Annotated in this window: 14 protein-coding genes and 2 tRNA genes; 13 read left to right on the top strand and 3 right to left on the bottom strand. The window is 32.2% G+C overall.

The window, feature by feature from the left end; translation table 11 throughout:
• Positions 1-23: 23 nt before the first annotated feature.
• Positions 24-467: a hypothetical protein gene (locus ACXIHB_RS13695; protein ID WP_462098475.1), complete on the top strand. Its 444-nt coding sequence runs from the start codon at positions 24-26 to the stop codon at positions 465-467.
• Positions 468-515: 48 nt separating this feature from the next.
• Here the strand turns inward: ACXIHB_RS13695 and cdaA are convergent, their stop codons facing one another.
• Complete coding sequence (cdaA, locus tag ACXIHB_RS13690) at positions 516-1,298, bottom strand: diadenylate cyclase CdaA (RefSeq protein WP_047790215.1); 783 nt, start codon at positions 1,296-1,298, stop codon at positions 516-518.
• Between the two features lie 80 nt (positions 1,299-1,378).
• Positions 1,379-2,197 (bottom strand): dihydropteroate synthase, encoded by an 819-nt coding sequence (folP, locus tag ACXIHB_RS13685; RefSeq protein ID WP_462099344.1) that lies wholly within the window; start codon positions 2,195-2,197, stop codon positions 1,379-1,381.
• 80 nt (positions 2,198-2,277) lie between these two features.
• Between folP and ACXIHB_RS13680 the strand changes: the two genes are divergently transcribed.
• The 4 genes from ACXIHB_RS13680 (at position 2,278) to ACXIHB_RS13665 (ending at position 5,111) form a co-directional block, all read left to right on the top strand.
• Positions 2,278-2,823 carry a DUF1599 domain-containing protein gene (locus ACXIHB_RS13680; RefSeq protein WP_462098474.1) on the top strand — a complete coding sequence of 182 codons (546 nt, stop codon included), beginning with the start codon at positions 2,278-2,280 and terminating at the stop codon, positions 2,821-2,823.
• A gap of 16 nt (positions 2,824-2,839) precedes the next feature.
• On the top strand, positions 2,840-3,811 hold the full coding sequence (locus ACXIHB_RS13675) for a BT_3928 family protein (RefSeq protein WP_253057100.1): 972 nt from the start codon (positions 2,840-2,842) through the stop codon (positions 3,809-3,811).
• Between the two features lie 148 nt (positions 3,812-3,959).
• Entirely contained in the window at positions 3,960-4,352 is a 393-nt protein-coding gene (gene crcB / locus ACXIHB_RS13670; protein WP_281980563.1) for a fluoride efflux transporter CrcB, read from the top strand.
• A 54-nt stretch (positions 4,353-4,406) separates the two neighbouring features.
• A complete protein-coding gene (locus ACXIHB_RS13665) occupies positions 4,407-5,111 on the top strand; it encodes a crotonase/enoyl-CoA hydratase family protein (RefSeq protein WP_047790219.1) in 705 nt (234 codons plus the stop codon).
• A gap of 26 nt (positions 5,112-5,137) precedes the next feature.
• On the opposite strand, the gene ACXIHB_RS13660 is transcribed toward ACXIHB_RS13665, so the two are convergent.
• Positions 5,138-5,749, bottom strand: coding sequence for a DUF1684 domain-containing protein (locus ACXIHB_RS13660; protein WP_462098473.1), 612 nt, complete (start codon positions 5,747-5,749; stop codon positions 5,138-5,140).
• Positions 5,750-6,115: 366 nt separating this feature from the next.
• On the opposite strand from ACXIHB_RS13660, the gene ACXIHB_RS13655 reads away from it, so the two are divergent.
• The 8 genes from ACXIHB_RS13655 (at position 6,116) to ACXIHB_RS13620 (ending at position 12,126) form a co-directional block, all read left to right on the top strand.
• A complete protein-coding gene (locus tag ACXIHB_RS13655) occupies positions 6,116-6,346 on the top strand; it encodes a hypothetical protein (RefSeq protein ID WP_047790221.1) in 231 nt (76 codons plus the stop codon).
• A 147-nt stretch (positions 6,347-6,493) separates the two neighbouring features.
• Positions 6,494-6,568, top strand: a tRNA-Pro gene (locus tag ACXIHB_RS13650).
• Positions 6,569-6,743: 175 nt separating this feature from the next.
• Positions 6,744-6,817, top strand: a tRNA-Thr gene (locus ACXIHB_RS13645).
• A gap of 98 nt (positions 6,818-6,915) precedes the next feature.
• Positions 6,916-7,521, top strand: coding sequence for a uridine kinase (gene udk / locus ACXIHB_RS13640; protein ID WP_047790269.1), 606 nt, complete (start codon positions 6,916-6,918; stop codon positions 7,519-7,521).
• A gap of 1 nt (position 7,522) precedes the next feature.
• Positions 7,523-7,840, top strand: a complete 318-nt coding sequence (locus tag ACXIHB_RS13635; RefSeq protein ID WP_047790222.1) for an FtsB family cell division protein — start codon at positions 7,523-7,525, stop codon at positions 7,838-7,840.
• Positions 7,840-9,186 carry a methylmalonyl-CoA mutase subunit beta gene (locus ACXIHB_RS13630; protein WP_462098472.1) on the top strand — a complete coding sequence of 449 codons (1,347 nt, stop codon included), beginning with the start codon at positions 7,840-7,842 and terminating at the stop codon, positions 9,184-9,186. Before ACXIHB_RS13635 ends, ACXIHB_RS13630 begins: the two co-directional genes overlap by 1 nt.
• Positions 9,179-11,239 (top strand): methylmalonyl-CoA mutase, encoded by a 2,061-nt coding sequence (scpA, locus tag ACXIHB_RS13625; protein ID WP_462098471.1) that lies wholly within the window; start codon positions 9,179-9,181, stop codon positions 11,237-11,239. Before ACXIHB_RS13630 ends, scpA begins: the two co-directional genes overlap by 8 nt.
• A gap of 8 nt (positions 11,240-11,247) precedes the next feature.
• Positions 11,248-12,126, top strand: coding sequence for a phosphatidylserine decarboxylase (locus ACXIHB_RS13620; protein ID WP_462098470.1), 879 nt, complete (start codon positions 11,248-11,250; stop codon positions 12,124-12,126).
• The last annotated feature ends 94 nt before the right edge of the window (positions 12,127-12,220 follow it).

The raw sequence follows: 12,220 nt of genomic DNA, 5'->3' as shown, positions 1-12,220 counted from the left end.
CTAAAAATTAAAAATCAAAAACGATGAAAAAAGTAATTTTATCTGCATTTGTAGTTGCTTCTTTATTAGCAACCTCTTGTAAAAACACAAAAGAAGAAGCTAAAGACGTTAAAAAAGAAGCTGTTGAAACAGTAGACAAAGCTACTGAAGAAACTAAAGAAGCTGCTAAGGAAGTTGAAGAAACTACTGAAGATGCTGTTAAAGCTGTAGAGTCTGCAATTGAAGGTATCGAAATTCCTGAATTTGAAGATCCAAAAGTAGGTGAATACTTACAGTCTTATACTGAGTATGCTAAAACATACATAGAAGCAAAAGGAGATGTAGTAAAAAACTCTGAATTAGCTCAAAAAGGTGTTGAATTAGCTAGTAAATCACAAGAAATTCTTGGTAATTTAAGTCAAGATGATGCTGTTAAGTTTAGCCAAGTTATGACTGCTATTCAATCTAAAATGGCTCCTGCTCAATAATCTTTTTTGAACAGAACATAAAAAAAGCTCGCAAGATGCGAGCTTTTTTTATGCCATGACATCTTTTTCTAATTTTTTACGAAGTTCTTCCAGCGACTTATACAACACAAATTCACCATCTTTTATATAAGAAAGCTCACCTGTTTCTTCTGAAACCAATAAACAAAGGGCATCTGTTTTCTCACTAACCCCAATAGCTGCTCTATGGCGTAACCCAAACCTAGAAGGTATTTTAGTACTACTAGAAATAGGTAGTATTACTCGAGTAGCTACAATATAATTATCACGAATAACTGTTGCTCCATCATGTAACGGGCTATTTTTATAAAAAATACTCTCTATAATTGCTTCATTCACCAAAGCATTCATTTTATCTCCCGTATTAATTAAAAAATCAAGGTTGTTTGTTTTTTCAATGACTAATAATGCCCCTGTTTTAGTTTTTGACAAGTTAACACAAGCTGTTAAAATAGTTTCAACATCTGTTTCGGAATGAATTTCAGTTTTTAGAAACTTCAACTGATTTAAAAACCCCTTTTTAGTAGAAAAGTTAGTAGTTCCTATCATTAATAAAAACTTACGAATTTCTTGTTGAAACACAATAATCAATGCTATAACACCACCAGAAAGTAAATAACCTAAAATACCACTTAACATCTCCATGTGCAAGGCTTGAGTAACTTTCCATATTAAAAATATAAATGCAATTCCTATTACAATGTTAATTGCTACGGTTCCTTTTAACAACTTATAGATATAGAAAAGCAACACAGCTACCAAAAAAATATCTAACACATCAAGAAACGAAAAGTTGATGAAATCTAAATTCATTAATTTTTTGAAGTTTTTTAACTTTAAAACAAGCTTTTAGGCATTTTGTCTTTACCTAATAAGTAAATGTAAGGATTTTATTACAACTGTTCCACAATTTTAACCGCCTCAACTGCTTCTTTTACATCGTGCACCCTTAAAATATGGGTTCCGTTTAGCAAAGCAATTGTATTTGCTACAGTAGTAGCATTTAGAGCTTCTTGCGATGTAATTCCTAACAATTTATATAACATAGATTTTCTAGAAACCCCAGTTAAAATAGGAACATCTAAACTTTTAAACATTGATAACCTTTTAAGCAACTCATAGTTTTGATTAAGTGTTTTACCAAAACCAAAACCAACATCTATAATTACATCATTCACCTTTAGCTGGCGCAATTTAAAAAGCTGTTCTGCAAAAAAAGAAACCACTTCTGTAACCACATTTTCATATTGAGGATTTTGTTGCATATTTTGCGGTGTTCCCTGCATATGCATCATAATATATGGAACTTGTAATTTTGCCACTGTCTCAAGCATTTTCACATCCATCTTTCCACCAGAAATATCATTTATAATTCCAGCACCTGCATTTATCGACTCTTCCACTACTCTACTTCTAAATGAGTCTACCGAAATAATAATTTCAGGAAAATTTTTAACCAACAACTCCACCACAGGAAGCATTCTTTGTAGTTCCTCTTCTTCCGAAATATGCTTTGCTCCTGGTCTTGAAGAATATGCACCTACATCAATAAACGTAGCCCCTTCACTCAACATCTTTTCTGCCTGTACAAGGATATCTCGTTCATTTTTATACTTTCCTCCATCAAAAAAAGAATCAGGAGTAACATTTAAAATCCCCATAACCTTAGGCTTAGTTAAATCCACCAAGGTTCCTTTACAATTAATTGTCATCATGCTAAATTTCCAAGTAAAAATAAATGAAAAGCTTGTAATATTTACTATTTTTGGTCGAATACTTTTAAACAGGAAAGATGCAAGATACCTCAAAACAGTATGATGCTGTAGTTGAAGAATGTAAAAGTTTATTTATAAAAAAAATGAGCGATTATGGTAGTGCTTGGAGGATTTTAAGACTTCCATCGCTAACCGATCAGATATTTATCAAAGCTCAACGTATACGTCAATTACAAGAAAATACTGAGCGAAAAGTTGATGAAGGAGAAAAATCAGAATTTATAGGCATTATCAATTATTCGGTAATGGCATTAATTCAAATTGAGTTAGGTATTGTTGAGCAACCTGATTTAACTACCGAAGAGGCTACTACTTTATACCATAAACATATAAAAATCACCAAAGAGTTAATGGAAAACAAAAACCATGATTATGGTGAAGCTTGGAGAGACATGAGAGTTTCTTCGTTAACCGATTTAATTCTGCAAAAACTACTTCGTGTAAAACAAATTGAAAACAATCAAGGCAAAACTTTAGTTTCTGAAGGAATTGATGCTAATTATCAAGATATGATTAATTATGCTATTTTTGCCATGATTCACCTTTCTGAATCAGATAATTAACCTAAAAAACACCCCTATGATTTTAAAAATGCTAACTCATATTTCAAGAGTACTTGTAGGACTTCTTTTTATTTACTCTGGATTTGTAAAATTGATAGATCCAATCGGATCTCAATATAAATTTGAAGAATATTTTGGCGCCGATGTATTAAATTTAGAATTCTTAATTCCTTTCGCTTTACCTTTTTCAATTCTTTTAATTGTTACCGAATTGGTTTTAGGTATTATGCTTTTAGTAGGTTACAAACCTAAACTTACTGTTTGGAGCTTATTTGGTTTAAACCTAGTTTTCTTATTTTTAACTTGGTACTCTTATACCTACAACAAAGTTACAGATTGTGGATGTTTTGGTGACGCTTTAAAACTTACACCTAAAGAAACATTTTACAAGAATGTTGTTTTTATGATTTTTATTGTGATTCTTATTATTGGAGTTAAACACATTAAACCTTTAGTTTCAAATAAATTTGCTTCTTTAACAACCTTTAGCTCTGTTTTTCTATCATTAATTATAACTTATTATGTTTTACAACATTTACCAATTATTGATTTTAGAGCTTATTCTATAGGTACAGATATTGCCAAAGGAATGGAATACCCAGAAGATAGCGACGAACTTCCTCCTATACATGATTTCATGATAGAGACAGACGAAGGAGATAAGTTAGAAGAAATGCTTGCAAAAGAAAAAGCAATGCTTGTTATTATGTCTAATTTAAAGAAAACAGAAAAAGAAGGTATCGCTGATGTTTCTAAGATTGCAAAACAAGCTAGCGAACAAGGTTATGAAGTTTATGTATTAACCGCTTCTTACATTGAAGATTTAGCTGCTACCCAAAAAGAATATGGCCTTCCTTACACCTTTGGTTTTTGTGATGAAACTGCTCTAAAAACCGTAATCAGAGCTAACCCTGGTATTGTTACTGTAAAAAAGGGAATCATTTCAGGAAAATGGAATTGGACAGATGCTGACGATGTAGAACTATAAACCGCTATAACATATATATAAAGAAAACCTCACAAATTTGTGAGGTTTTCTTATTTTCGCAATGACATGAAAAGCTCCTGTAGAGATTCTTACAACATCTCATTCAATAAAAGAGCAAAATTTGGCTATTAACCCAGAAGTATTTTTTGTGAAACAGTTATTATTAGTTTTTATAGGTGGTGGAGCAGGAAGCGTTTTACGATATATTATCGGAAAAGCTCTAAACAGCTCTCAAACAGGAATTCCGTACGGAACTTTTGTTGCTAACATTCTTGGTAGTTTACTTATTGGAATTATTTTAGGACTTGCTACTAAAAACGAAACCATAACACAAAACCACACTTTATTATTAGCTACTGGTTTCTGTGGCGGATTAACAACTTTTTCAACCTTTGCCTATGAAAATCATATCTTTCTAAAATCTGGAGATTTCGCCTCTTTTGCGCTATATACTGTTACTAGCTTTATCATCGGATTTTTAGCTGTTTTCGCAGGAATTTACTTAGTAAATTATTTTTGGACGAATTCACAAACTATTTAAACTACACTTTACCCTAAAAACAAATCTCACTTTGTGAGTAAATTTATATAACAAATGAGTGAACTTATACAATACAAATCAGAAGAAAACTATGTAACCATCACTATTACTAACGGAAAAGCTAATGCTATTTCTCATGAAGTGATTGATGCTTTAAACACCTCTTTTGACAAAGCTGAAAAAGAAGAAAAACCAGTAATACTAACAGGACAACCAGGAATATTCTCTGCTGGTTACGACTTAAAAAGCATGACTCAATCTCCTGAATCAGCTTTAGAATTGGTTACCAAAGGATCTAATTTATCACATAGAATGTTGTCTTTTCCTTACCCTATAATTGCTGCCTGTTCTGGTCATGCTGTGGCAAAAGGAGCTTTCTTACTCCTATCTGTTGACTATAGACTAGGAATTGAAGGTGATTTTAAAATTGGATTAAACGAAGTTTTAATCGGTATGACCATGCACAATGCCGGTATTGAAATAGCTAAAGCACGTTTAACCCCTGTTTATTTTGAAAGAAGTGTTAGTTGCTCTGAAATCTACAATCCACAAGATGCTATTACCGCTGGTTTTTTAGATAAAATTGTTCCTCAAGAACATCTATTACCTACTGCAATCAAAGTAGCTTCAATGTTTTCTAAACTAAACAAGAAAGCTCATAAAGAAACTAAACTCAAGGTAAGAAAACCATATTTGGATTCGTTAATAAAAGCAATTAAACAAGACAGTGAAGAAGGTTTAACACCTCCTTCAAAATAAAAGAGTCCTGCAATTGCAGGACTCTTTTATTTTGTTTTTTTATATGCCATTACCCCTGCCTTAATTTCTGTATTTAGGTAGTTATCACTTGGCGTAATTGGACAAGAATACCTATCACTGTATGCACAGTAAGGATTGTAAGCTTTATTAAAATCTACCTCTACAGTTCCATCTTCCTGTATATCGGTAGTATAAATATCTATAAAACGACCACCTTTATACGATGTTTTTCCATTTGTTTTATCTAAAAAAGGTAAAAACAAATGATTTGCATACTCAGGAGTAGGATTTACATCTTGATAAATAGTAAGTTTAAAGTCTTCTCCATCAATAGAAAAAGATAAAACTCCATATTTTCTATACATTACCAACCTGTTTGTTGTTGTAGGAAAATTAGTAATAGGAGTATTAAACGTCTTTTCTAAGTTAGCTTTTACAGTGTACTTTTTATCAATAGGGAAAAAATCTAAGCCTTTAAATTTCTTTAACCCTTTTTTTGTAAGCGGAGATCTTGAAGCATCTTTAAACTTAGCATTCATTTCCTTTTGAAAATTAGAATCTCCTAAAACACTTCTTTTTCCTTGACTGTTACAAGAAAATATTAAAACAACAAAAATTAAGAATAATAACTTTCTCATGTTCCTACTTTAACGTCTATATAAACGCAAAAGTACTGCATAATAACTAAAAACTCTCTCATTCCTTAAAAATTCACTAAATTAATCAGCTAAAACTGTTAATTTTCTATTAATAATTTGAAATAGCAAAATAAAATCGTTACTTTTATATTTATAGATAATACTTATAACTGATAATACGATAATGCTAAAAAATATTTTAGTCTTATAAGAAAAACTTATTAACTAATAAACCAAATTGATAAGCTTATTTGTTTAGAAACAGAAAGTTTCCCATATATTTGTCGCCCCAGTTATTTTTAGGCACATATCTTTTTTATCAGACAAAACCTAATAAAGAAATTTTAAATTAAATTGGTAAATTTTATGAATTCAGAATTAATCAATAAGGCGGAAGAATTTGAAAACAGAAAATTCAAGTTTATTACTACTAGTGATAGAATACTAGCCGCTAGAGAAGCAAAAGCTCTTATACTAGAGATTAATGAGGTATATAAACAAACAAAAGACAGCGCATTAATGGATTTAATGAAACGGTTAACAGCTGTAAAACAACGCATTGAAAAACGTTTAAAAGGAAAACCTTTAACAGCTTAAACAATAAATAATGTTTAAGCTCGTTTACAGTATACACAATAGGAATAGTAGTTTCATCAACTACCACTCTCATTATAATATTTATTCTTGATAAAGTTCTAAGTAAAATTACTTAGAACTTTTCTTTTTTAAATATATTTGTAACATCGGGATGTAGCTTAGTCCGGTTAAAGTGCTGGTCTGGGGGACCAGAGATCGGTGGTTCGAATCCACTCATCCCGACTTCTTTTATTTTTTTTCAAAAAAATTCTACCTCTCTAAATAATCAAAACAAACTAAAATTCAACAACTTAAAAAACTTCTAAAATCATTACAAAAAACACCTTTTAAAAAAAATAAAAAAAAGTTTTTTCAGTTTCAAAAAACATTATATATTTGCCACGCTTTTGAGGCAAACGCCGATGTAGCTCAGCTGGCTAGAGCAGCTGATTTGTAATCAGCAGGTCGTGGGTTCGAGTCCCTCCATCGGCTCAAAACTAAAAGCGCTAACAAAAAGTTAGCGCTTTTTTTATGCGCTTATTTTGCTAAATTTGTCATAACTCTATTTTTACAAAAACTTAATGAAGAATATATTTGTTATTGGTATTGCTGGAGGTACAGGAAGTGGAAAAACCACGGTAGTAAACCAAATTATTAACGAACTTCCTGCAGATGAAGTTTGCGTTATCTCTCAAGACTCCTACTACAAACAAACAGACAACCTAACTTACGAAGAACGTACTAAGATTAATTTTGACCATCCTAGAGCAATTGACTTTGATTTAATGGTAGATCACCTATCTGAATTAAAAAATGGATGTATTATCGAACAACCTGTTTATTCTTTCGTTGCTCACAATAGAACCAAAGACACCATAAAAACACACCCCAGAAAAGTTATTATAATTGAAGGTATTTTAATTTTTAATAGCAAAGAACTTCGTAACTTGTGTGACATAAAAGTTTTTGTTCATGCTGATGCTGACGAACGCTTGATTAGACGTGTAAGAAGAGACATTAAAGAACGAGGTAGAGATGTTGATGAAGTTTTAAACCGTTACCAAAGCACTTTAAAACCTATGCACCAACAATTTATCGAACCTACAAAAAATTATGCTGATATCATTATACCTAACGATAGATATAATACCGTAGCTATAGATATTGTAAGAACTGTAATTAACGACCGTTTATAACATGAGTTTAAAATCAATTAAAAACAAACCTTCCTTTAAAATAGTCACTAATATTTATGTGATTATACTCACTGTTTTTGTGGTTTGGATGCTTTTTTTTGATGAAAATTCTTACCTTACCCATAGAGAGTTTAATAAAGAGATTAATGAACTAAAGAGCTGGATTGATTATCATGAAAAAAAAATCAAGAAAGACAAAAAAACCATCCAACAACTACAAGACTCTCTTCAACTAGAACGCTATGCTAGAGAAAAGTACTTAATGAAGAAAGAAGATGAAGATATTTATATTATTGAATTTGATACCATAAAAAAGTAATGAGTAACTATTTATTTGACGAATTTCAAGGTGTTACCCCTGCGGAATGGAAACAAAAAATACAAGTAGACCTTAAAGGTGCCGATTATAACGATACACTTTTATGGAAAACTGAAGAAGATATTACTGTAAAACCTTTTTACACTAAAGAAGACAGAACCAATATTCAGATTAATACCCCAAATAAAGGTTTTGCAATTTGTCAATCTATTAACATTGAGAATGAAGAAGAAGCAAATACATTTGCTATCGACTCAATTAAAAGAGGAGCAAACGCCATAAAATTCAGCGCAAAAAAAGAGTTTGACTACAATACCTTATTAAAAGGAATTGACACTCAAAAAACCTTACTTTACTTTACTTTTAATTTTTTATCATCACAATTTGTAAAAAAACTAGCTGATTTCACAAACTCGGACAAGTGCTACTTCAATATAGATGTTATAGGAAACTTAGCTAGCTCAGGAAACTGGTACTCTAATCTTAAAAGCGATCATACACAGTTAGAAGAAATAGCAAAAGCTACTCAAAATGCTATTTGTGTTAATGCTTCCATTTATCAAAATGCAGGAGCAACCATAGTTCAACAATTAGCATATGCACTTGCACACGCAAACGAATACTTGAATCATTTTGGAAGCTCAATTGCAAACAATATTCACTTTAATTTTTCTGTAGGAAGTAATTACTTTTTTGAAATTGCCAAACTAAGAGCTTTTAGGATTTTATGGGATTCTTTATTAAACGAATACAACACCAAAGCTACTGCCCATATTTTTACACAACCAAGTTCACGTAACAAAACTATATACGACTACAATGTAAACATGCTACGCACTACCTCTGAGTGTATGAGTGCTATTTTAGGAGGAACCAACACTGTAGCTAATAGTTCCTATGATAAAATTTTCCACCACTCAAATGAATTTGGGGAACGCATTTCTAGAAACCAGCTACTAATTTTACAGCAAGAAAGTGAGCTAGCAGAAGCTCAAAAGATTGCTGATGGTGCATACTACATTGAAACAATTACTCAACAACTTGCCCAAAAAGCACTAGAAGTTTTTAAATTAATAGAAAAAGGTGGTGGTTTCTTAAAACAATTAAAAGAAGGAGTTATCCAACGAAAAATAAAAGAGTCTGCAGATAAAGAACAACAATTATTTGACTCAGGAGAATTAGTTTTACTTGGAACAAACAAAATTCAAAACGAAAATGACAAGATGAAAAACGATTTAGAAGTTTCGCCTTTCTTGAAAATTCGTAACGAAAAAACACTAATTCAACCTATTATTCAAAAACGATTAGCTGAAAAGCTAGAACAAGAACGTTTAGAAAATGAGTAGAAAAGATATATCAAACATACAAATAGATAAAAGCCAAGAACAGCAAAACAAAAACTTTAAACACGAAGATTTTGTTGCAGGTATTGCACCTAACTTACGTGGACCTTACTCTACCATGTATGTTCGTAGACCTTGGACAATTCGTCAATATGCAGGTTTTTCTACAGCTGAAGAAAGCAATGCTTTTTACCGTAGAAATTTAGCTGCTGGTCAAAAAGGATTATCAGTTGCTTTCGATTTAGCTACACACCGTGGTTACGACTCAGACCACGAACGTGTACAAGGTGATGTTGGAAAAGCTGGTGTTGCTATAGATTCTGTGGAAGACATGAAAGTTTTGTTCGACCAAATACCATTAGATAAAATGTCCGTTTCCATGACTATGAATGGAGCCGTTTTACCAATTTTGGCATTTTATATTGTAGCAGCTGAAGAACAAGGTGTAGCTCCTAAACTATTATCAGGAACTATTCAAAACGATATTTTAAAAGAGTTTATGGTGCGTAATACTTACATTTACCCACCTACTCCATCAATGAAAATTATTGCTGATATTTTTAGATATACTTCTGAAAATATGCCTAGATTTAATTCAATTTCTATCTCTGGATACCATATGCAAGAAGCTGGTGCTACTGCAGAAATTGAATTGGCTTATACTTTAGCTGACGGATTGGAATACATTAAAAAAGGGCTAGAAGCAGGAATGGACATTGACACCTTCGCTCCTCGCTTATCTTTCTTCTGGGCTATTGGAATGAATCATTTTATGGAAATTGCCAAAATGCGTGCAGGAAGAATGTTATGGTCTAAATTGGTAAAGCAATTTAACCCTAAAAACCCAAAGTCATTAGCATTAAGAACTCACTGCCAAACTAGTGGATGGAGTTTAACTGAGCAAGATCCTTTTAACAACGTAGCCCGTACTGCAATTGAAGCTATGGCTGCTGCTTTTGGAGGAACACAAAGTTTACATACCAACGCTTTAGATGAGGCAATTGCCTTACCTACCGATTTTTCAGCACGCATTGCTCGTAACACACAAATATACTTACAACAAGAAACCCATATTACAAAAACAGTTGATCCTTGGGCAGGTAGTTATCATGTAGAAAAACTTACTGAAGAAATTGCCAATAAAGCATGGGAGCTAATTCAAGAAGTTGAAGAATTAGGAGGAATGACCAAAGCTATTGAAAAGGGGATTCCTAAAATGCGTATTGAAGAAGCTGCTGCAAAAAAACAAGCAAAAATCGATAGTGGACAAGATGTTATTGTTGGTGTTAACAAATACCAATTAGAGCAAGAGGATCCTTTACATATTTTGGAGGTAGATAATGAAGCAGTTCGTCAGTCTCAAATTGACAGACTAAACGACTTAAAATCGAAAAGAAATCAAGCTGAAGTAGATAAAACTTTACGTGATTTAACTGAATCTGCTAAAACAGGTGAAGGAAATTTATTAGATTTAGCGGTAAAAGCTGCAAGAAACAGAGCTACTTTAGGTGAAATTTCTGACGCTCTTGAAACTATTTTTGGACGTCATAAAGCAGTACATAAAACAATATCTGGCGTGTATAGTAAAGAAATAAAAGACGACGAGTTATTTAAAAACGCTACCGAATTAGCTGATAAGTTTTCAGAATTAGAAGGGCGACGTCCTCGAATTATGATTGCTAAATTAGGACAAGACGGTCACGATCGTGGTGCTAAAGTAGTTGCTACTGGTTATGCTGATTTAGGTTTTGATGTAGATATAGGTCCATTATTCCAAACACCACAAGAAGCCACCAAACAAGCTATAGAAAATGATGTACATATTTTAGGTATTTCATCATTGGCTGCAGGACATAAAACGTTAGTTCCGCAAGTTATTGCTGAACTTAAAAAATATGGCCGTGAAGATATTATGGTTATTGTTGGTGGTGTAATTCCAGCACAAGATTACCAATTCTTATTTGACGCTGGTGCTGTAGGTGTTTTTGGCCCTGGAACTAAAATTGCGCAAGCTGCCATTGATATGTTAACTATTTTAATTGATAGTGTAGAATAATAACAGTTATGAAAATAAAATTTATTGATAGAAAAACAGGTAAAATAATTACCGAAACCCCTCCTGGAGAAGGGTATTTAAAATTGCTATATAATAATCCATTTGGAAAAATGGCTTTATTACCATTAGTTAAACGTAAATTTTTGTCATCGTGGTATGGTAAACTCATGAACAAACCTAATTCTATTAACAAAATAAACAGTTTTGTTAGAGAGCTTCAAATTGACATGAGTGAGGCAGAAAGACCTTCTGAGGACTATATTTCTTTCAATGATTTTTTCTATCGAAAATTAAAACCTGACGCTCGTCCTATTGAAGAAGGCTTTGTTTCTCCTGGTGACGGAAAAATGTTAGCATTTAAAAACATTTCTGATATTCACAACTTCTTTATTAAAGGAAGAAAATTCACCTTAGAGGAATTTCTAGACAATAAAGAGCTAGCTACAAAACATAAAAACGATTCTTTAATTATTTTACGACTCGCTCCAAATGATTACCACAGGTATCATTTTCCATACAACGGAACTCCTTCCGAAGTAACCAAAATTAAAGGACGCTACTTCTCAGTTTCTCCGCACGCTTTGGCTGCTAACTTCACTAGAGTATTCTGCGAAAACAAAAGAGAGTACTGTACTTTGGCAACACAAGACAAAGGAGATATTATAATTGCTCCCGTTGGAGCGACCATGGTTGGAAGTATTATTGAAACCTACAAACCTAATTCCGAAATAAAAAAAGGCGATGAAATGGGATATTTTGCTTTTGGCGGTTCAACTATTGTGTTATTAGTTAATAGTTCCAAAATAACTATTGATGAAGATATTTTAACCAACACCAAAAACAAGATGGAAACCTTTGTTAAAATGGGAGAAAAGATAGGTATTTAATTATGCTAATTTTAACAATTCTTTTCTCAAAATAACACTCATTCTTTCAAAAAAGCGAGCTTTAATCCGTAAATTTGCAACGTTTTATACTTAG

The organism is Tenacibaculum sp. IMCC1, assembly GCF_054906355.1.
Note: the sequence above shows the minus strand (reverse complement) of the source record. Positions and strands in the feature narration are given on the sequence as shown.